The sequence below is a fragment of the Exiguobacterium sp. SH0S2 genome, assembly GCF_004337185.1.
Classification (GTDB): domain Bacteria; phylum Bacillota; class Bacilli; order Exiguobacteriales; family Exiguobacteriaceae; genus Exiguobacterium; species Exiguobacterium aurantiacum_A.
In genome coordinates this window covers 315607-334789 of record NZ_SJVB01000001.1, presented here as the reverse complement: position 1 = coordinate 334789, position 19183 = coordinate 315607, and the positions used below count along the sequence as shown (strand labels likewise).

The window sequence follows — 19183 nt, the reverse complement described above, 5'->3', positions numbered from 1 at the left end:
TATGAAAATGAAATGAAATTAGGAAGTAGGGATAGTAATGGCGCAAAATTCGTTCGCCTCAAAAATTGGATTCATTTTAGCGGCCGCAGGGTCCGCAATCGGTCTCGGTGCCATCTGGAAATTTCCATATGTCACGGGAACAAGTGGGGGCGGCGCCTTTTTACTCATGTTTTTAGCATTCACATTCTTACTCGGTCTGCCGCTTCTCATTGGTGAGTTCATCGTCGGGCGTTCGACGCAAAAGACGGCGCTCCTTGCCTTTAAAAAACTTGGCCATCGCCGTTGGACATTGGTCGGTTACCTCGGCGTAATCGCTTGCTTCTTACTGCTATCATTCTACAGTGTCATCGGTGGATGGGTGTTGATCTACGTCGGGCTCGGCTTGAGCGGGACGCTCAGCGGCCGGTCACCTGACGAGTTCGGGACCGTGTTCGCGGACGTCGTCGCATCTCCTGGGATTGCCGTCTTCGGACAATTTTTGTTCTTATTGATCACGCTACTCATCGTCTTGAAAGGGGTAGAAGGCGGAATCGAGCGGATGAGCAAAATTTTAATGCCGCTCCTGTTCGTCAGTTTCATCGTGCTCGTCATCCGCTCGTTGACACTTGACGGTGCCATGGAAGGGGTCCGCTTCTTCTTGCAGCCTGACTTCTCGGCACTGACCGGCGAGTCGGTCTTGTTCGCGCTCGGGCAAGCGTTCTTCTCGCTGTCGCTCGGGGTGGCGGCGATGCTCACATACGCCTCGTACATTCAAACGAAAGGGACGCTTAACCGCTCGGCAAATATGATCGTCTTGTTGAACGTCACCGTTTCAATTTTAGCGGGGCTCGCCATCTTCCCGGCCGTCTTCGCCTCGGGGCTCGATCCGGCAGAAGGCCCGGCGCTCCTGTTCGTCGTGTTGCCGGCCGTATTTAACCAAGTCCCACTCGGCGGCTTCTTCATGGTATTGTTCTTCTTATTGTTCACGTTCGCCTCGATCACGTCTTCGATCGCGATGCTCGAAGTCGTCGTCGCCGGTGTGACGGATAAATTGAACGAGAAGAAACAAACGATGTCGAAGCGTAACGTCACGCTCCTCTCGGCGGCCATCGTGTTCGCTGTCGGGATCCCCTCGGCCTTATCGTTCGGACTGATGAGTGAGTTGCAGTTCTTGAACGGCCGTACGTTCTTTGACTCGATGGACTATGTCGTCAGTTACATCCTCATGCCGACAGGTGCGTTACTCACGTCGATCTTTGTCGGACATGTCGTCGATGAGCGTATTTTGCAAGACGAGATTAAAACGTCCGGGACAGGCGCTAAACTGTATCCGGTATGGCGTTTCCTCATTCGTTACGTCATCCCGGTGACGGTCGCAATCGTTATGGTCTCGACATGGGTAATCAGCTAAGCAAGGGGAACTTCCCCTTGCTTTTTTTCGTACTTGCGACCGAGAGAGTGAACGTCGTCATTATGCTAAGCTTATAAAGATGACGAAACTTTTGTTGACGGTTCACGTAAGGTACAATAGAAGTATCATGAGACGAGGTGACAAGGATGAAGACATGGATGAAATGGGCCCTGACTGGGGCGATCCTGTATTTTGCCATAAGTGTGTTTGATTTCTCCTGGCTGTTTATCATCGTCGGGGCGCTCGTATTGAACGAGGTGTGGTCGAGTAACAAACGGCGTAAGCGGGCACCCGCACCGGTAGCGAAACGGGCGAAGAAAAAACTGCTGCTCGATGAAGAAGAACCGTTCGTCGGTTCTCGCATCCTTAAGCCGATGGAAGATGTGGCACCGGTCCGTCAGTTCGAAGCGACAGACGACTTGGAACTACAATTTTTACAACGGACGATCGAGCAAGGGTACGAGAAACTCCAGCAGATCGATCGTATCTTGCCTGAAATAAAAGATGTCGAAGTTCGTCGTGAAATGAAGGCGGTCTCGAGAGAGGCCCACGAACTGTTTGCCGAATTGTTCGAGAACCCTCAAGACGCGAAGCACGTCAGAGATCTGTTCACGTTTTATTTGGACTCGCTCGTGTCCGTCGTCTTGAAATTTAAAGAACTAGAAGGAAAACGTGTCGTCATTCAAGAAGAGACACGAGAGCAACTGATCACCAATATGCGGCTCATCGTCGATAAGTTCAAAGAGCAACGGAGCCGTCTGCTCGAAGACGACGCTGTCGACTTCGAACGCGAATTGATCATGATGGAACGGGTATTGGCAGATCAACCGGAAGGGAGAAAAAAACATGACTTCATCGAATGAAACGAACTGGCAGTCATGGCCAGAAGAAGAGCTCACTTCACAGACGAAAACAAAGACCGAGACAGAGGAAATCTCTGACCCGTCTGTGGATTGGTCCTCGATGACAGAAAAACATGAGGTGCCGGCCATCCAACCGAAAGCCGACGTGCCGCAACAACATCGGGAACGAATCACCCGGATCGCCGAGTCGATTGATATTAAAAAAACAGACTCCGTCATGTTATTCGGATCGAACGTCCAACGTGAACTATCTCAATTCTCTGACCAGATTTTGACCGAGGTCCGCATGAAAGACGGTGGTGACGCAGGCAAGTTACTATCCGATTTGATGCAAAACGTTCGGAAGATGGACCCGGATATGCTTCAACCGGAGAAGAAGAGTTTTATGGACAACTTGCCGCTCATCGGACGAGCGAAAAAGAAAGCTGAAAACTATAAGCTTCAATTTGAAAAAATGAACGTCTATTTGGAAGAAGTCATTCACAATCTCGACCGAGCCAAGTTCGGTCTGATGAAGGACATTACGATGCTCGATCAAATGTATGACAAGAACAAGCGCTACTTCGAAGAATTGAACGTCTATATCGCAGCCGGTGAGACGAAGCTCGACCACGTTCGCGATCACGAGATCGCGCCGCTCCGTCAAGAAGTCGAAACGACGAGAGATCAAGTGAAGCTGCAACAGCTAAACGATATGATTCAACTGACAGACCGGTTCGAGAAGAAGTTGCATGATTTGAAGTTGAGTCGGACGATCAGTCTGCAGATGGCACCACAAATCCGTGTCATCCAACAAAATAACCAAATCTTAGCGGAGAAAATCGAGTCGGCTGTCGTCAATACGATTCCTCTTTGGAAAAACCAAGTCGTCCTCGCTCTCAGTTTGACGCGCCAGAAAACGGCACTCCGGATGCAGCAAGACGTCACGAAGACGACGAACCAACTGCTCGAACAAAACTCGAAAATGTTGAAAGACTCGTCGATCGAGATCGCAACCGAGAACGAAAAAGGGATCGTTTCGGTCGAATCGCTCAAAGTCGCGCACGAGAATCTATTGTCAACGCTCGACGAAACGCTGCGTATCCAACAGGAAGGCAAGCAGAAGCGTCGTGAGGCCGAACGTGAGCTCGATCGGATGGAGCACGAACTGAAAGAAAAAGTCATCGAAATTGCCTCAAAGAATAAAGAGTTGCCAAAAGAGACTGGATACTAAAAAGAAAGTCTGAGCATTCAGACTTTCTTTTTCCATGAGGAGGATCAGGATGGAGAAACAACGATTGTGGGACGAGACGTGGTTGCAGTTCGCCGATATGATGGCGGAACGGCACTCGAAATGTGCCTCGAAGAGTGTCGCCTGTGTCATCGTCAAAGATGAGAAACCGATCTCGATCGGATTGAACGGGACACCGCCGGGACATACGAACTGTAATGAAATCTTTTTAAAACGTGATGACGGATTTTACCAACGAGCCGAATATGTGACGGATGATACGGTCGACTTGACCGAGCCGTCTGTGCGCATCATCGAGCAAGGTGTGACATTTGTTAAATGTAGCGACCCGTTCGAACATCACAATTGGTCAAAACAACATGAGATCCATGCCGAGATCAATGCGATCGGAAAATTGGCCGCTGATTCGACGAACGCGTTCGGTGCTACGGCTTATGTGACCCATTCACCATGCCATTCTTGTTCTCTCGCGCTCATCGCGGCGCGCGTGGCCCGAGTCGTGTACGCTGTCGGTTATGAGCACGGGGATGGCCTTGATTTGATGCGGGAAAGCGGGATTGACGTCTTACATATGCCGCTTGAAAAAAGTTTCAAAAACACATTGTAAACGTTTACATTCGATGTTATATTATTAATGTACTGCCAATGGTGTTTTACTCTTCCATTATTTGCCCCTCCTCGGAGGGGCCTTTTTTTATGTCTAATCATGAGGTGAGACAAAGTTTACACATAATGTTCAATATTTCACAAACTATTCCGCTGAATCTTTTTTATAATAAGAGTAGATAAACGAGAGGGGATATGTCACATGGAAAAACTAGTTCGTTTCACAGATGGTGCCTATGATGTGGAAGCGTTGATCACACTTGAAGAGGTATGGGAAGATAAATTTGCCATCGGCACGCACAAAGAGCTGGCTGTTAAATCACTCAAAATTAATGGGAATGACGTCTCCGAGATGAAGCATGTCCGGGCGTTGCTCCGTTACTACCCGACGCTAGGTGTCTCAGGAATTCTACTCGCCCTTGACGGCGCGGCTGCTGAAATCGTCGCCCTGTCAGGTGATACCGATCCAGCCCTACGCTTCGTCGAGCTCGTCGCCCTTCAGATGGATGAAGCCGCGACGAAACAGTTAAAAGACATGTATGCCGAAATGGCAGTTTAAAAGTTAGGATGACTTTCGGGTCATCCTTTTTAATTTTGTCTTGTAACTCGTGACGAGTGTGGTAATATAGATAGTAGATGAAGAAATGGAACGCCATATCGTTGTCGACAAACCAAACATGGGGATCTAGATAGCTAGATCGCTGTTAAGGAGCCACGTTCATAGGAACGTGGCTTTTTTTTGCATATTTGTGAACTACTCACCACTTATTTGCTTCGCAACTTGAAGTGGGAGCTTCTTGGGAAGACCGTGCTTTGACCAGCCACGGTTGTGGACCAAGCTCGTCGGGCAGTCCCTGCCCTGGGGTGTTTCAGTCCGCGAGGCGCAACAGGTTGAGGCTCGCGTTGACGTCGCGGTCATGGTGCGTGCCGCATACGGCGCATGTCCACTCGCGGACGTGCAGGTCCTTCTTGCCGCCGTTCTCGCCACAGGCCGAACAGACCTGGGTCGAGGCGAACCACGGGTCGGCCTGGATCAGTGTGCGGCCGTGGAACCTGCATTTGTAGGCGAGCTGGCGGACGAACTCGCCCCATCCGGCGTCCCCGATCGACTTTGCCAGGCGGCGGTCCTGCATCATCTCCCTCGGTTTCAGCGTCTCGACGACGACGACTTGGTTCTCGTCGACGATGCGTCGTGACAGCCTGTGGAGGAAGTCATGTCGGCGGTTCCGTACCTTTTCATGCTTTTTGGCCAATAGGAGCCGCGCCTTCTCGCGGTTCCGGCTGCCGGGCTTCTTGCGGGAGAGCGAGCGCTGCGCCCGTCTCAGCCGTTCCTCGGCCTCGCGCAGGTTGCGCGGGTTCGGGACCTTCTCCGTGACGAGCGCGTCGTTCGTCATGACGGCGAAGTCCCCGAGGCCGAGGTCGATCCCGATCTTGTGCTCGGCCGGGACCCACGGCTCGTCGGGCTGCTCGACGAGGAGCGACACGAAGAACTTGCCCGTCTTCGTCATCGACACGGTCGCCGACCGAATGACGCCGTCGAAGATTCGGTGCTGTGTGAAGCGGATGAACCCGACCTTCGGGAGCCGGACCCGGTCCCCCTCGATGCGGATCGTGCCGTGCTGGTTGTTCGTCGTGTAGGACGCGCGTGATTTCCGTCTCGACTTGAACACCGGGAAGCCGGCCGTCCCGGCGAAGAACTTCGCGAACGCCGCGTCGAGGTGAAGCTTCGCGTTCGCGAGCGCGAGGCTGTCCGCCTCGGCGAGGAACGGGAACAGGGGCTTGTACGAGGCCGGTGTCGGCAGTTTTCGCTTCGGGCCGGTCCCAGCCTTCGCCTCCTCGTGGATGGCGATGCGGTCCTCGAGCAGCTTGTTGTAGATAAAGCGGGCACAGCCGATCGTTCGTACCAGAAACTCGGCCTGTGCCGCCGTCGGGTGGAGCCGGTATTTGTAACCCTTCAGCATGTCTCCGCCTCCTCTCGGCCGATGGTCGTGATGCGTGTCTTCTACATCCGATACCCGCGGCGGGGGAAGGGAAATCCGACGGAATCACGAACTTCCGTTCGTCATATCTGTCACAGGGGTGGCCAAGAGGTTTATGTACGGGCGATCCATCTCCCACCTACGCTGGGCTTCGCCCCAGACGCTTAGAGGTGGGAGAATTCTCGCTTAATTATGTTAAAGTCGGCACCGACATCTGCCGCGATATGGGCGTCCGAACCGAGCACGAGTGGGATGCCGAGCCGGGTCGCTTCAGCGGCGACGGCCATGGCGTATGGCTGTCCGCAGGCGGCTTTACGGAGACCGGCGGTGTTGAAGTCTAGTCCGAACCCGCGTGAGGCGATTGTACGCAACAGTCGCGACTCGGCGTCTTTGACGTTCGCACGGTCCCATGAGTAGTTCGTCTGATATTTAATCGGTAAATCGATATGCCCGATGCGCGCGACGTTCAGTCGCTCCCACGGGAACTGTAACCCGGTCTCGAGCGCTTCGTAATACCGGTGTAGCACTTCTTCGAACGACCCGATCCGGCTGACGAGCGCATCAAACGTCTCCGGTGAGAAGTCGACGGGCAGGAGCTCGCCTTCGACTTGTAGAAAGTGTTGAGACAAGATCGTCTCGTCGAGGTATGAGCGATAGGGCTCGAGCAAGGCGAGCGTCTCATCGACATATCCCGGCAAATAATCGATCTCGAGACCAATCCGGATCTCGAGTCTTTCGGCGTAATCTCGTTTTAACTGCCCGACCTCTTCTATATAACGGGGCAATAAGTCGAGCGCCATCGCCGAGTCTTGATCTGGCGTCGGATCAATGAAACGTACCGGCAGCGGGGCGTGCTCGGTGAACGTCAGCGTCCGAACGCCTTGAGCAAGTGCTTGTTCGACGTACGCGTTGAGTGAATCGGTCGATCCGTGCGGACAAAATGGGGTATGGACGTGGCCATCATGGGTATAATCAATCATCAAACATCGTTCCTTTCGAGTTCGCCGGTTGACAGCATTGGCTTGATTTGATAAATTTAACACACTACTTTAGTTTGGTAAAGTGATAATAAGGTAAAGGGTGATACTGATGATTTGGTTCAATAAAAAAGGATCCATCCCGGAAGGATGGCACGAGTTGCAAGGTGAGGACGTGCTGCGTCCGAAGCAATGGATAAAATCATTTTTAGAGCGGGCCGAGGGGGACGGCTATAGTGTGATCGAGCCGCCGCTCGTTGAATACTATTCCCATTATCAAGATCTCGCACTCTTCGATGAGTCGGCGTATTACCGCTTGTTCGGCAACGATGGGGAGTTGCTCGTCATGCGACCGGACTACACGCTCCAGATTGCAAGGAAGCTCGCCGACGGACATGAACCGATGCGCGTCGCTTATGCCGGTGCCGTCTATCGACGCACGCCGAAGCATTCGGGACAACCGCATGAACGTCAGCAACTCGGTCTTGAATGGATCGATGGGGATTCAAAAGATATGGAGTTGATCGAATCGTTCCTTAGTATGACGGAACGGGTCCTGCCGAAAGGAAGCTTACGCATCCAAGTCGGATCTGCTGCATTGATCGCGTTAGTGGCGAACGAGGCCGGTATCCCGGAACGGACGTTGCGTCAATACTTAGCACTCCGTAATTTGGAGTCACTTCGCGACCTCGCAGAATCGTATCAATACCCGTTGATCGCCAAGCTGCCGTTCTTGATCGGTGACTCGGCGTTAGCAGAGTTACGCGACCTCGCGGAACCGGGCTTAAAACCGGCCATCGACGAAGTGGAGCATGCGGTCGAACATCTACGTGCGATCGGATTGAACGTCTCGTACGACTTCGGACAGACCGGCGACTTTGATTATTATTCAGGTTTGACCGTGACCGGCAGTATCGACGGCAGACGCGTCCTCTCAGGTGGCCGTTACGACTCGTTATACGGGCATTTCGGACAGTCGCGACGTGCCTTCGGACTATCGCTCGACTTAGAACAGTTAGGTGAGGTGATCAAATGAAAGTCGCAATCGCGAAAGGGCGCATCGAAACAGCGGCCCGTGAGTATTTTGAACAAGTCGGTCTCACCGTTTGGCCGGAAAAGCGGGGCCGTGAGTTGACCGTCGAAGTAGACGGTCATGAATTCATCTTCGTCAAAGGCGATGACGTCTATAAATACGTCATGCATGGCGCAGCGGACGTCGGAGTCGTCGGCGGCGACATTTTACGCGAGAAGACACCAGGCGTCCTCGAAGTCGTCGATTTGCCATTCGGCCGTTGCCGTATGGCGGTATGTGGTCCGAGAGAACGGAGAAACGGTACGAAGAAGCTGAAAGTTGCCAGCAAGTATCCGAATATCGCCATCTCGCACTTTGCCTCGAAACGTCAAAACGTCGAAGTGATCGCTTTGAACGGTTCGGTCGAACTCGCGCCGTTGACCGGTCTCGCCGACTGCATCGTCGATATCGTCGAGACGGGGGCGACGCTTCGCGCGAACGATTTAGAAGAATATGAGACGATTTTCACGGTTAACGCGAAATTCATCACGAGCGAGACAGCGCTCGCGAACGACCCGGACGAATTGAAAGCGTGGATTCGCCGGTTAAGCAAGGAGGCAGACAGATGAACGGACAAACGAATCGCACGCGCCGAGAACAGTGGGCAGAAGCCGTCAAACCGATTTTAGAATCGGTTGAGGCGAGAGGTGACGCGGCGCTCCTCGAATGGACGACGCAATTTGACGGGGTCGATGTGATTGAAACGGTCGACCTTGAGACGTTTGAACCGCCGGAGGCGTATCGGGAATTGACCGAGGCGCTAACGCTCGCGGCCGAACGGATCCGTACGTTTCATGCGCGGCAACAGCGTCAAGACGACGTCTTCGAAGATGAGATGTTCCGGCTCGGTCGTCGGTTCATGCCGCTCGATTCGGTCGGCGTCTATGTGCCTGGCGGGACGGCGGTCTACCCGTCGAGTGTGTTGATGAACATCATCCCAGCGAAAGTGGCCGGAGTGAAGCGGGTCGTCATGGTGACGCCACCGAAACAAGGCGGGATCGACTTATCGCTGTTGATTGCCGCGAAGATTGCCGGTGCCGACGAATGTTATCTCGTCGGTGGCGCCCAAGCCGTCGCCGCACTCGCGTTCGGCACCGAGACGATTTCGGCCGTCGATAAGATCGTCGGGCCGGGCAACGCTTATGTGGCGACCGCGAAGTCACTCGTCTCGCATTTCGTCGGGATCGATTCCGTCGCCGGTCCGTCCGAAGTGTTGATCATCGCCGACGAAACGGCCAATCCTAGATGGGTCGCAGCCGACCTGCTCGCGCAAGCCGAGCATGACGTCGAAGCGACAGCACTCGCCCTCGTGACGACAAGTGAACAGGCCGAAGCGATTCGGTCTGAGCTGGACAAGCAACTGCTCGATCTGCCACGTCGCGACATCGCGGTCGAAGCGCTCAAGCGCGGAGGCGTTCTCGTCAAAACGAAAGCAGAAGCAATTCGCTACGCGAACGATATGGCGGCCGAACACGTGCAACTTGCGGTGACAGATCCAGCCGATTATATGGCACAGATTCGCCACGGCGGCTCGTTCTTCCTCGGCCATGAGGCGGCCGAGGCGTTCGGTGACTATATTGCCGGACCGAACCACGTCTTGCCGACGAGCGGGACGGCCCGCTTCTCGAGCGGACTGTCGGTCGATGATTTTTACCGCAGACAGACGTTTCTCGAGATGACAGCGATCGACGAAGCGGTCACACGCGCCGCGATCCGAATCGCGAGACAAGAACAGCTTGAAGGACACGCCCGAGCGATGGCGGTCCGATTGGAGGACGTATGAGACGTAACTATACAGCGATCCCGCGCTATGTCCCACATGCGGTGAGCGGATACGCGCTAAATCAAAACGAGAGTCAATTCGAGCTGCCGGAGCGCCTGCAACGAGCGATTCAGCTCGTGACGCTCCGCTCACTCAGCCGTTATCCGGTCGATGAGCTGACGGCCCTTAAAACTAGCTATGCGACTTATGCGGGTGTACAAACTGACCAATTGATGGTCGGGAGCGGCAGCGATGAGCTGCTCGCCATACTTTGTCAAGCCATTCTCGACACAGAAGACGTCGTCTTGGCACCGGCACCCGACTTTTCGATGTACGGCATTTACGCGCACATCGCCCGGGGCCAGTTCTTCCAACCTGAGGCAGACGGCCTCACGATCGATTCATTGCTTCGATTGATTGAAGCGAACGAACCGAAACTTGTGCTCGTGTCGAACCCGAACAATCCGACCGGGAAGATGTGGACGCTCGACCAATTAGAAATGATTGCGAAACAAGTCCCGTACCTCGTCGTCGACGAGGCGTATATCGACTTCACGATGAGTGATTCCTTCAAGTCGCGACTCGCGGATTACCCGAACGTCATCATTTTGCGGACGTTATCGAAAGCGTTCGGACTCGCGAACTTACGGATCGGCTTCATGATCGCCCATCCCGATTTGATCGAGAAGATCGACCGGTTCCGCTCGCCGTTCAACGTCAGTGGATTGAGCGCGGCTGTTGCGACCGTCGTCCTTGACGACCCGGATTATATCGCTCAGTCCATCGCCTTCCATAACGGGCAACGTCAAAAGCTCGAACGACTGCTCGCGCCAATCGGCAACGTCTTGCCGAGCCGGGCTAACTTCCTATACGTCGAGACGCCCAATAGTGAGATGTGGGCCGAGCGGTTCCTCGCTTACGGTGTCCACGTCCGTGCGTTTCCGACCGGACTGCGCGTCAGTGCGGGGACGGACGAGGCGTATCGATTCATCAAACAAATGTTAGAAGAGGTGACTTCTTTTGAGAACAGCTGAAATTAAACGTGAGACGAAAGAAACGAACATCGAGCTTCGCCTCGATTTAGACGGTACAGGTCAAAGTGACATTAAGACAGGCGTCGGCTTTTTCGACCATATGTTGACACTGTTCGCCTTCCATAGCCGCATCGACTTAACGGTGCAAGTCGAAGGGGACACGTGGGTCGATGCGCACCACACGGTCGAAGACGTCGGCATCGCCCTCGGGCAGATGATCTTAGAAGCGCTCGGGGACAAAGTCGGGATCCGTCGCTACGGGACGAGCTACTTGCCGATGGACGAGACACTCGCCCGGGCCGTCATCGACGTCTCGGGACGCCCGTTCCTCGTCTACCGAGCTGAAATCAACAATCCGAAGCTTGGTGACTTCGACACGGAACTCGCGGAAGAGTTCTTCCGCGCCGTCGCGATGAACGCGCGGTTGACGCTCCATCTTGACGTGTTATACGGCTCGAACTCGCACCATATGATCGAAGGGCTGTTCAAAGCGTTCGGCCGCGCCCTCGCCGAAGCGATCGGGAAAGACGGGCTCGACCGCCTCCCTTCGACGAAAGGACGGATCGAAGGATGAACGTCGCGGTGATTGACTACGGCATGGGAAACGTCTTCAACGTCGAACGGGCGCTACAAGCGATCGGTTGTTACGTCACGATCACGAACGATCCGGCTGAAATCGAAGCGGCCGACGCCATCCTCTTGCCTGGCGTCGGTGCGTTCCCGCAAGCGATGCAGTCGCTTGAGGACACGGGACTCATTCCGTTGCTCAAGCGAGTGGCGACAGAGAAGCCGTTGCTTGGGATTTGTCTCGGGATGCAACTGTTATTCGAGTCGAGCACGGAAGGCATGCCGACGCCAGGACTTGGTTTGATTGAAGGACGGGTCGAACGGATGCGGGCCAAACGGTTGCCTCACGTCGGTTGGAACTCGATTTTACGCGACGAGGACGTCTATTTCGTCCACTCGTATCACGTCGTGACCGCTGACGACAATATCGTCGCCTCAGCTGACTATATGGGAGAGCGCGTACCGGCCATCGTCCGATCAGGTCTCGTGACCGGGATGCAATTTCACCCGGAGAAGAGCGGCGCGTTCGGACTCAGCTTATTAAAAGAATGGAAGGAGGCGGTCGAACGTGAAACTGCTACCGGCAATTGACTTAATCGGCGGCAAGATTGTCCGCCTGACTGAAGGAGATTTCAACACGGAAGAGCAATACGGCGACCCGTATGAGAAGTTAAAAGAATGGACCGGGCGCGTCCCGATGCTCCACTTGATCGATTTAGAAGGAGCGAAAGCTGGTGAGCCGAAACATCTCGATGTCGTCCGTTTCGCCAAATCGTGCGGCTTTTTCGTCCAGACGGGCGGAGGGATTCGCTCCGAAGCAGCGCTTGATGCTGTCATGGCTACTGGTGTGGACCGTGTCCTGCTCGGTACGAAGGCGTTCACCGATCCTGATTTCCTGGACCGGGCACTCGCCAAGTACGGGAGTCGTGTCGCCGTCGCCCTTGACGCCTATGACGGCATCGTCGCCATCAACGGCTGGCAAGACGCGACCGAACTAAAAGACATCGATGTGGCCATCGATCTCGCCAGCCGCGGGGTCGAGACGATTCTTTACACGGACATCGGTTCGGACGGGAAACTGAACGGACCGAACTTAGAGCGCATGAAGGCGCTCCGGGCAGCTGTCTCGGTCACGCTCATCGCCTCGGGCGGTGTCACGACCGAAGCCGACGTCAAGGCACTGAGTGAGGCCGGAATTGATGAGGCGGTCGTCGGGAAAGCGCTTTTGTCTGGCAAAGTCAGTCTTGACGACTTGATCGAATGGGAGGCGCGACATGCTAAAGCGTAGAATCATCCCATGTTTAGACGTGAAAGACGGACGTGTCGTCAAAGGCATCGAGTTTGTCGAACTGCGTGACATCGGTGACCCTGTCGAGATTGCCAAGTACTATGACGCCTCAGGTGCGGATGAACTTGTCTTTCTAGACATTACGGCAAGCACGGAACGAAGACAGACGATGCTTGACGTCGTCAGTGCCGTCGCCCGAAAAGTGTTCATCCCGCTCACGGTCGGGGGCGGCATCCGTTCACTTGAAGACATCTCGTCCCTGCTCAAAGCAGGAGCCGACAAAGTGTCGCTCAACACGCTCGCCGTCGAGTCACCTGACTTGATCAAGCGGGCAGCCGAACGTTTCGGTTCCCAGTGTATCGTCGTCGCCATCGACGTCCGTTTCGAAGAAGGTGACTATTACGTATACACGTACGGCGGGAAACACCGGACCGAGCTGACGGCAGTCGATTGGGCCAAGCGCGTCGCTGAACTCGGGGCCGGGGAGCTGCTCGTCACGTCGATGAACCAAGACGGGAAACAGAGTGGCTATGATTTAAAAATTCTCGAATTGCTACGGGCAGCGGTCGATATCCCGATCATCGCCTCAGGCGGGGCCGGGAACGCTGAACACGTCGTCGAGGCACTTGAAACAGTCGACGCCGCCTTACTCGCTTCGATCTTGCACGACCGAAAAACGACAGTAGAAGAGGTGAAGCACGTATGCAGCGCGAACAACTTGCCGATGCGGTTCGTTACGACGCAAACGGACTAATCCCGGCGATTATCGTTTCGACGGAAGATAACGCCGTGCTCATGCTAGGTTATATGAACGATGAGGCGATTCAGAAGACGCTTGAGACGAATATCGTCACGTTCTGGTCACGTTCGAAAGGGCGGCTTTGGATGAAAGGTGAATCGAGCGGCAACACGCTCGACCTTGAGAGCATCCATGTCGATTGCGATCAAGACGCGCTGTTAGTCCGCGTCCATGCGAACGGACCGACGTGCCATACCGGAAATCGCAGTTGCTTTTTTACGGAGGTGAACACATGATCCACGAACTCGAAAAACTGATTCAAGAACGAAAGACAGAGCCGAAAGAAGGTTCTTATACGTCGTACTTGTTTGATGAAGGGTTAGACAAAATCGCGAAAAAGTTTGGGGAAGAGTCGTTCGAGGTCGTCATTGCGGCATTGAACGATGAAGACTTGGTCGAAGAGACGGCTGATTTGTTGTACCACTTGCTCGTCTTGCTCGCAGCCAAAGGCGTCTCCTTACATGACGTCGAGACGTTGCTCGCCGAACGGCATGGGACGACGACACCGGCGAAACCGCGCCGCGACGTCACGGAATGGTGACAGACAAAGGGAAGGAAGCCGCGGCTTCCTTCCCTTTCTGGTTAACGATTGACGGAAGCAGCCATACGAATGTACGTATGACGGCGTCCACGGATGGCGATTGACAACGCCTGAATATTCTCAGGTGTGGCGATTCCGGACAGACCGGCGTCGCCGATATGGAAGATGTCGGTACCGCCGCGTTTTGATGATAAGGCGATGTCGCGGATCGTCCCTTCGTCGGCGCCTTCTTGTGACGTTCCGATGGCGGCCAAGACGAGCTTGTTCAGTGCTTGGATTTCTTGCGTCACGTGATAGAACTCGTCTTCACGGACACCTGGGACGGTTCCTGGCGCGGGAATCAAGATGATGTCGGCACCAGCTTCGGCAAAGCGGACGTACGCATCACGGTCGATCACGTTACCGACACCCGCTTGATGCATCTTCCCGGCAATGATGACGCCGGCAAATTCAGATCGGGCCGTGATGATCGCCTTTTCGATGGCCTCATTCGTGACACCGGTGTTCGGATTACCGGTCAAACAGACGAAGTCGATTCCGAGTTCGGAAGCGCGGGCGAACGCTTCCTGCGTCGCCAGTCGGCCTTGTTTCACGTCGAACATGTCCGAGGACTTCTCGCTGAAGTCGACAGGCTCGAGATTGACACCGACCGGCAGTCCGATCAGCCGTTTTAATTCCGTGATCGGATTGTCGGACATCGTCTCACCCGGGATGTCGCCGAATAGGGCGTGGCTTTCAAGCCCCTTTATGTACGGATGGAACACGTCAAGCATGTTGAGCAAGATCATGTCGGCACCGAAAGCCCGGGCGAGCTCGGCGTTCGTCACTTCAGGATAGAGCGGCTGCACGGTCGGAATGACTTCGGCGAGCACGGTCCGGCCTTCGGCTTTTCGGATCGACTCAATCAAATCGTTACGGTTGAACGTCAAGAAATCACTCGCTTTGCAATCAAGAATGCGTTTCATAGTCAATTACCTCCTCTGATTCGTCCATTTTCCTATTCCCTATTCTCGCCAATATTCCTCTATAATAAAATAGAATGGAGGCAAAAACATGACAGAAAAAGAAAAGATGATTCAAGGTGAACTTTATCTGGCCGGTGATTTGGAACTCGTCGCTGACCGGCGGCAGGCGCGACGTCTGACGGAGCGGTTCAATCAGTCTGGGATCGATGAGCTCGACGTCCGCAAGCAAGTACTCGGCGAACTGTTCGGTTCGACCGGGGCATCGTTCTACCTCGAACCGACGTTCAAGTGTGACTACGGATACAACATTCATCTCGGGGACCGTTTTTTTGCGAACTTTGACTGCGTGTTTTTAGATATCTGTCCGATCCGGTTCGGAGATGATTGTATGCTTGCTCCAGGTGTCCATATCTATACAGCAACACATCCGCTCGACCCGACGGAACGGATCTCGGGCCTCGAGTATGGCAAACCGGTCACGGTCGGACATCGCGTCTGGATCGGTGGCGGGGCCATCATCAATCCGGGCGTGACGATTGGGGACGATGCGGTCATCGCCTCAGGTGCGGTCGTGACGAAAGATGTGCCGGCCCGTGCCGTCGTCGGGGGAAATCCGGCCCGAGTGATCAAGCTAATTCCATGAATCTTAAAATGACCTTTCCGAACTCGTTCGGAAAGGTCATTGTTCATTTCCAGACTCGTTTTACGTTGAGCGTTTCTTGAGCATAACCCCAAACGGAAATCGGGGACATGAACAATTGATAGCTCACAACAAAAAAGATGAATCCGAAGAAGTTTTTGCGGACCCGTAAGTTCAAGTTTTTGAAAACGTAATCGCGTTGGTAGAAGTAGAGCAGTCCATAGCTAAGGACGGTCAATGGCAGGACGAGGAGCGTCATCGGTCCAACGATCCAATAATGACCGAACAGAGCGAGAACGAGACCCGGGATCCAGAAGAACGTGAAGGCGATATCGAGATACGGCATGATCAAATTGACCCCGGTCAAGTACTTCGTATAAAGCTGGGGCTGACGCCACGGTTTCACTTCTTGCAACCCCTCAATCATCCCACGAGCCCAACGCGACCGTTGACGCGCGAAATGGCGGAACGATTCAGGCGCGTCCGTGAATGCGACGGCGAGCGGTTCGAAATAGACGCGACGTTTCATTTCAAGGAGACGCCACGTGAGAACGATGTCTTCTCCGATCGCGTCGGGCCACCCGCCGGCTAGCTTGACGGCGTCGGTCTCATACAAACTGAACGCACCTTGAGCGACGAGCGTCCCTTGATAAAGTCCTTGAAGCCGCTTGATCGACGCGATGCCGAGAAAATAATCCCACTCTTGAAGCCGTGTCCAAAACGAACTGCGGCTATTGCGAACGAGCATGCTGCCGGCGACGGCACAGACGTCTTTTGGACTCGACACGAGCCGTGCGACCAAATAGCGAATCGCGGACGGATGAATCAACGTATCGGCATCGAGCGTGATGATGTATGAAGTAGTCACTTTCGTTAAACCGTAATTGAGCGCTTGGAACTTGCCGGCTCTCGGTTCATGCAATAGCTCGATTTGTAAGTCGAAATCTTCTTGCGCCCGCATCACTTCAGATGATGTGGCATCGCTTGAGTTGTTATCAATGACGAAAACTTGGAGTGGGCCCGTGTAGTCTTGCAGTGCCACGTAACGAATCGTCTCGTAGATAGATGATTGTTCGTTGTAGGCGGCAATCATGACCGTCACGGCTTCGTCCGGATGTTCGTTTGTGAACGGCGGCTGCCGATCGAGGACGAGACTCGCGAGCAAGAACGCCATCAAATAGCCCGGAACGTAAGCGATACCGCCGATGATGAACAAGGCGAGAACCCAATTCGTCAGTGCAGCCAAATCGGTCAACCAAGGTAAAGAGATGTAGATAGAAAACAATAACCAGAGCCATGAAAAACCGTGTGCCAACCAAAAGCGAGTCAAAATCGTCCAATACCAACGATTTCCGATGCGATTGCGTCCCCATCTCGATTCGACCGGTTCATTTCGTGAAATCATATGATGTCCTCAATTCTGTTTCAATGGAAACGAGCTTGTCTAATATTGAAAATATATCGTTCAAGTTAGATATACAGACAGCAAATTGAATTTTGATGGGGAATGATTATAAAGTCAACAAATGATGCGTCGTGCATAAAAAATATTGACCCAAATTAAAAACAGGACCCGGGTCCTGTTTTTAGTTTTAGTTATGAAATTGTTTCGGATGCGTGCGCCCAAGCCATCAATGTTTGTCGAGCAAGGGCAAGTGCTTGCTCGTTCCCGAGCGTGACGCGAATCCCGTCCGGTTGCCGCGACGTATGGATGCCGTGCTCGGCTAAGTGGGACCAAACCGCTTCGGGTTGGTCGAGTGTGACGTATAAAAAATTCGCCTCAGCTGGCTGAACTTGACCGATCGTCCCGAGTAACTCTGACCACTTGACGCGCATGTCGCGATGCCAAGCGATCGACTCGTCCAAGTAGGTCGCATCAGCCAAAAAGACGTTGGCAATTTTCGCGCTCACACCGCTTATATTGAACGGGGGGACGAACTGCCGGAAATACTGAGCGAGTTCGGTCGTTGTGATCATAAACCCGAGACGGACGTTGGCTAAGCCGAACGCCTTTGATAGCGTCCGTAAGACGATCACGTTCGTCAGTTCATTCAAGTGCGTGACGATACTCGATGCAGGCGTGAAATCGATATACGCCTCATCGACGATCAAATAAGGGACGAGGCCTGCCAGTTCGGTCAACTCACCGACCGTCCACAACTTACCGGTCGGGTTGTTCGGGTTCGACAACAGCAACAGCTTCGGTGCATGTTGCTGAATCGCCAGGGCGAGCGCCTCATACGATAAATCGTCCGCCTGAACATGCCGACCGTGTGCGATCGTCGTGAAGATCGGGTAGAGCGCGAAGTCAGGACTCGGTGACAAGACGACGTCTTCTGGTGACAAGAGCGCCTGCGTGACGACGTGAATCATCTCATCACTGCCACAGCCGACGAGCAACTGGTTCGGTTCGACGCCAGCATAGGCCGCGTAGCGGGTGAACAGTTCATCGATCGGTTGGACCGGATACTCATGCAGGTCATGGAACGAGATTGTTGCCAGCTGTTCATGCAATCGCTTCGGCACCGGGAACTGGCTTTCGTTTTGATTCAACCGATGTCCTTCCGGATAAGTGACGGGATAGATTGGGAGGTCGACTTGCCTCATTCCGTCGGCTCCATCGAGAACCATTTTTTAGCGAGTTTATCGATCTCGCCTGAGTCGATCATCTTGTTCAGCTCATCGTTGAACTGATCACGCAAGTCGTCTTCCAATTTGAAAGCGGCCGCCGATCCTTTTTCGCCGTCTTCTTTAAGCGCGAACGTATAAAGACCTGCGTCTTGGTCTAAGTATTTTTGAGCGACCGTGTCTTCGATGACCATCGCGTCGATGCGGCCCGTGTTCAACTCTTGAACGATTTCTGGAATCTTATTCAATGAGACGAGTTCAGCGTCAGGTGCTTGGTCTTGAGCGATAGTCTCTTGAATTGAAGCGGTCTGGACGCCGATCTTCTTGCCGGCTAGCGCTTCGATCTCTTTTAGCGATTCATCTTTTGTCATGATCAAGTTCGTTGCCGATAAATAGATGTCCGAGAACGACGCATTTTCTTTCCGCTCTTCGGTCGGCGTCATGCCAGCCATGACAAAGTCGATCCGTCCGGCGTTCAAGGCTCCGAGCAAACTACCGAAGTCCATGTCCTCAATCTTTAACTCATAGCCGAGACGCTCTGTGACCGTTTCAGCGATCTCGATGTCGAAACCGACGATCTCATCCCCGTTCGCCGTATCAACGAACTCATATGGGAAGTAATCGGCACTCGTTCCCATGACGAGTGTCTTTTTTTCTTCTCCCGTTGTCTCTTGGCTGCACCCCGCTAATAATGCGCTTGCGACTAGTCCCCCTGTAACGATCCACTTTTTCATGTATGAATTCCTCCTTCAAGATATGAGACTAAGTGTAATTGTATAATTATTAATTGTAAAGTATAAAAATACATAAAAGCTAAAAAAAATCATCCAGTCCGCTTTAA

The 19183-nt window shown here is 53.6% G+C and carries 22 protein-coding genes; 16 read left to right on the top strand and 6 right to left on the bottom strand.

Features of this window, described 5'->3' with window-relative positions:
* Positions 1–37: 37 nt before the first annotated feature.
* The 5 genes from EVJ21_RS01730 to EVJ21_RS01710 all read left to right on the top strand — a co-directional run bounded on the left by EVJ21_RS01730 (position 38) and on the right by EVJ21_RS01710 (position 4649).
* Positions 38–1390 (top strand): sodium-dependent transporter, encoded by a 1353-nt coding sequence (locus EVJ21_RS01730; protein ID WP_070327396.1) that lies wholly within the window; start codon positions 38–40, stop codon positions 1388–1390.
* A 146-nt stretch (positions 1391–1536) separates the two neighbouring features.
* Complete coding sequence (locus EVJ21_RS01725; protein ID WP_016509957.1) at positions 1537–2253, top strand: 5-bromo-4-chloroindolyl phosphate hydrolysis family protein; 717 nt, start codon at positions 1537–1539, stop codon at positions 2251–2253.
* Positions 2237–3466: a toxic anion resistance protein gene (locus tag EVJ21_RS01720; protein ID WP_131489815.1), complete on the top strand. Its 1230-nt coding sequence runs from the start codon at positions 2237–2239 to the stop codon at positions 3464–3466. The genes EVJ21_RS01725 and EVJ21_RS01720 overlap by 17 nt, the downstream gene beginning before the upstream one ends.
* 49 nt (positions 3467–3515) lie before the next feature.
* Entirely contained in the window at positions 3516–4091 is a 576-nt protein-coding gene (locus EVJ21_RS01715; RefSeq protein ID WP_131465208.1) for a deoxycytidylate deaminase, read from the top strand.
* Positions 4092–4292: 201 nt separating this feature from the next.
* Entirely contained in the window at positions 4293–4649 is a 357-nt protein-coding gene (locus tag EVJ21_RS01710; protein ID WP_016509485.1) for a hypothetical protein, read from the top strand.
* 310 nt (positions 4650–4959) lie between these two features.
* Here EVJ21_RS01710 and EVJ21_RS01705 read toward each other — a convergent pair whose 3' ends face one another.
* Together EVJ21_RS01705 and hisJ are read right to left on the bottom strand one after the other, a co-directional pair.
* Entirely contained in the window at positions 4960–6051 is a 1092-nt protein-coding gene (locus EVJ21_RS01705; protein ID WP_131489814.1) for an RNA-guided endonuclease TnpB family protein, read from the bottom strand.
* Between the two features lie 182 nt (positions 6052–6233).
* Positions 6234–7049 carry a histidinol-phosphatase HisJ gene (gene hisJ / locus EVJ21_RS01700; protein ID WP_131489813.1) on the bottom strand — a complete coding sequence of 272 codons (816 nt, stop codon included), beginning with the start codon at positions 7047–7049 and terminating at the stop codon, positions 6234–6236.
* A 109-nt stretch (positions 7050–7158) separates the two neighbouring features.
* Here hisJ and EVJ21_RS01695 point away from each other — a divergent pair, with 109 nt between their 5' ends.
* The 10 genes from EVJ21_RS01695 to hisE are packed head-to-tail and all read left to right on the top strand — an operon-like array spanning position 7159 to position 14109.
* Positions 7159–8082: an ATP phosphoribosyltransferase regulatory subunit gene (locus EVJ21_RS01695; RefSeq protein WP_070327390.1), complete on the top strand. Its 924-nt coding sequence runs from the start codon at positions 7159–7161 to the stop codon at positions 8080–8082.
* Complete coding sequence (gene hisG / locus EVJ21_RS01690) at positions 8079–8687, top strand: ATP phosphoribosyltransferase (protein WP_070327389.1); 609 nt, start codon at positions 8079–8081, stop codon at positions 8685–8687. Before EVJ21_RS01695 ends, hisG begins: the two co-directional genes overlap by 4 nt.
* Positions 8684–9901, top strand: a complete 1218-nt coding sequence (gene hisD / locus EVJ21_RS01685) for a histidinol dehydrogenase (RefSeq protein ID WP_070327388.1) — start codon at positions 8684–8686, stop codon at positions 9899–9901. Before hisG ends, hisD begins: the two co-directional genes overlap by 4 nt.
* Positions 9898–10914 (top strand): pyridoxal phosphate-dependent aminotransferase, encoded by a 1017-nt coding sequence (locus EVJ21_RS01680; protein ID WP_131489812.1) that lies wholly within the window; start codon positions 9898–9900, stop codon positions 10912–10914. Before hisD ends, EVJ21_RS01680 begins: the two co-directional genes overlap by 4 nt.
* A complete protein-coding gene (gene hisB, locus EVJ21_RS01675) occupies positions 10901–11488 on the top strand; it encodes an imidazoleglycerol-phosphate dehydratase HisB (protein WP_070327386.1) in 588 nt (195 codons plus the stop codon). Before EVJ21_RS01680 ends, hisB begins: the two co-directional genes overlap by 14 nt.
* Complete coding sequence (gene hisH, locus EVJ21_RS01670; protein WP_071397365.1) at positions 11485–12072, top strand: imidazole glycerol phosphate synthase subunit HisH; 588 nt, start codon at positions 11485–11487, stop codon at positions 12070–12072. The genes hisB and hisH overlap by 4 nt, the downstream gene beginning before the upstream one ends.
* Positions 12050–12769 (top strand): 1-(5-phosphoribosyl)-5-[(5-phosphoribosylamino)methylideneamino]imidazole-4-carboxamide isomerase, encoded by a 720-nt coding sequence (locus tag EVJ21_RS01665; protein ID WP_131489811.1) that lies wholly within the window; start codon positions 12050–12052, stop codon positions 12767–12769. The genes hisH and EVJ21_RS01665 overlap by 23 nt, the downstream gene beginning before the upstream one ends.
* Complete coding sequence (hisF, locus tag EVJ21_RS01660) at positions 12756–13523, top strand: imidazole glycerol phosphate synthase subunit HisF (RefSeq protein ID WP_070327383.1); 768 nt, start codon at positions 12756–12758, stop codon at positions 13521–13523. Before EVJ21_RS01665 ends, hisF begins: the two co-directional genes overlap by 14 nt.
* Positions 13472–13804, top strand: a complete 333-nt coding sequence (gene hisI, locus EVJ21_RS01655) for a phosphoribosyl-AMP cyclohydrolase (RefSeq protein WP_035386293.1) — start codon at positions 13472–13474, stop codon at positions 13802–13804. Before hisF ends, hisI begins: the two co-directional genes overlap by 52 nt.
* Positions 13801–14109, top strand: a complete 309-nt coding sequence (gene hisE / locus EVJ21_RS01650) for a phosphoribosyl-ATP diphosphatase (RefSeq protein ID WP_070327382.1) — start codon at positions 13801–13803, stop codon at positions 14107–14109. The genes hisI and hisE overlap by 4 nt, the downstream gene beginning before the upstream one ends.
* A gap of 41 nt (positions 14110–14150) precedes the next feature.
* On the opposite strand, the gene EVJ21_RS01645 is transcribed toward hisE, so the two are convergent.
* Positions 14151–15074 carry a DUF7916 family protein gene (locus EVJ21_RS01645; RefSeq protein ID WP_070327381.1) on the bottom strand — a complete coding sequence of 308 codons (924 nt, stop codon included), beginning with the start codon at positions 15072–15074 and terminating at the stop codon, positions 14151–14153.
* Positions 15075–15162: 88 nt separating this feature from the next.
* On the opposite strand from EVJ21_RS01645, the gene EVJ21_RS01640 reads away from it, so the two are divergent.
* A complete protein-coding gene (locus EVJ21_RS01640; RefSeq protein WP_016509483.1) occupies positions 15163–15717 on the top strand; it encodes a maltose acetyltransferase domain-containing protein in 555 nt (184 codons plus the stop codon).
* A gap of 43 nt (positions 15718–15760) precedes the next feature.
* On the opposite strand, the gene EVJ21_RS01635 is transcribed toward EVJ21_RS01640, so the two are convergent.
* From EVJ21_RS01635 to EVJ21_RS01625, 3 genes are all read right to left on the bottom strand, one after another.
* Positions 15761–17119 carry a glycosyltransferase family 2 protein gene (locus EVJ21_RS01635; protein ID WP_070327380.1) on the bottom strand — a complete coding sequence of 453 codons (1359 nt, stop codon included), beginning with the start codon at positions 17117–17119 and terminating at the stop codon, positions 15761–15763.
* A 191-nt stretch (positions 17120–17310) separates the two neighbouring features.
* The gene (locus EVJ21_RS01630) at positions 17311–18321 is read right to left on the bottom strand and encodes a pyridoxal phosphate-dependent aminotransferase (protein ID WP_131489810.1); all 1011 of its coding nucleotides are present in this window, start codon (positions 18319–18321) and stop codon (positions 17311–17313) included.
* A complete protein-coding gene (locus EVJ21_RS01625; RefSeq protein WP_070327378.1) occupies positions 18318–19076 on the bottom strand; it encodes a transporter substrate-binding domain-containing protein in 759 nt (252 codons plus the stop codon). The genes EVJ21_RS01630 and EVJ21_RS01625 overlap by 4 nt, the downstream gene beginning before the upstream one ends.
* Positions 19077–19183 lie beyond the last annotated feature (107 nt).

Coding starts and splice junctions, on each gene's coding strand:
- EVJ21_RS01730 (WP_070327396.1), top strand. CDS start 38: ATGGCGCAAAATTCGTTCGCCTCAAAAATTGGATTCATTTTAGCGGCC.
- EVJ21_RS01725 (WP_016509957.1), top strand. CDS start 1,537: ATGAAGACATGGATGAAATGGGCCCTGACTGGGGCGATCCTGTATTTT.
- EVJ21_RS01720 (WP_131489815.1), top strand. CDS start 2,237: ATGACTTCATCGAATGAAACGAACTGGCAGTCATGGCCAGAAGAAGAG.
- EVJ21_RS01715 (WP_131465208.1), top strand. CDS start 3,516: ATGGAGAAACAACGATTGTGGGACGAGACGTGGTTGCAGTTCGCCGAT.
- EVJ21_RS01710 (WP_016509485.1), top strand. CDS start 4,293: ATGGAAAAACTAGTTCGTTTCACAGATGGTGCCTATGATGTGGAAGCG.
- EVJ21_RS01705 (WP_131489814.1), bottom strand. CDS start 6,051: ATGCTGAAGGGTTACAAATACCGGCTCCACCCGACGGCGGCACAGGCC.
- hisJ (WP_131489813.1), bottom strand. CDS start 7,049: ATGATTGATTATACCCATGATGGCCACGTCCATACCCCATTTTGTCCG.
- EVJ21_RS01695 (WP_070327390.1), top strand. CDS start 7,159: ATGATTTGGTTCAATAAAAAAGGATCCATCCCGGAAGGATGGCACGAG.
- hisG (WP_070327389.1), top strand. CDS start 8,079: ATGAAAGTCGCAATCGCGAAAGGGCGCATCGAAACAGCGGCCCGTGAG.
- hisD (WP_070327388.1), top strand. CDS start 8,684: ATGAACGGACAAACGAATCGCACGCGCCGAGAACAGTGGGCAGAAGCC.
- EVJ21_RS01680 (WP_131489812.1), top strand. CDS start 9,898: ATGAGACGTAACTATACAGCGATCCCGCGCTATGTCCCACATGCGGTG.
- hisH (WP_071397365.1), top strand. CDS start 11,485: ATGAACGTCGCGGTGATTGACTACGGCATGGGAAACGTCTTCAACGTC.
- hisF (WP_070327383.1), top strand. CDS start 12,756: ATGCTAAAGCGTAGAATCATCCCATGTTTAGACGTGAAAGACGGACGT.
- hisI (WP_035386293.1), top strand. CDS start 13,472: ATGCAGCGCGAACAACTTGCCGATGCGGTTCGTTACGACGCAAACGGA.
- hisE (WP_070327382.1), top strand. CDS start 13,801: ATGATCCACGAACTCGAAAAACTGATTCAAGAACGAAAGACAGAGCCG.
- EVJ21_RS01645 (WP_070327381.1), bottom strand. CDS start 15,074: ATGAAACGCATTCTTGATTGCAAAGCGAGTGATTTCTTGACGTTCAAC.
- EVJ21_RS01640 (WP_016509483.1), top strand. CDS start 15,163: ATGACAGAAAAAGAAAAGATGATTCAAGGTGAACTTTATCTGGCCGGT.
- EVJ21_RS01635 (WP_070327380.1), bottom strand. CDS start 17,119: ATGATTTCACGAAATGAACCGGTCGAATCGAGATGGGGACGCAATCGC.
- EVJ21_RS01630 (WP_131489810.1), bottom strand. CDS start 18,321: ATGAGGCAAGTCGACCTCCCAATCTATCCCGTCACTTATCCGGAAGGA.
- EVJ21_RS01625 (WP_070327378.1), bottom strand. CDS start 19,076: ATGAAAAAGTGGATCGTTACAGGGGGACTAGTCGCAAGCGCATTATTA.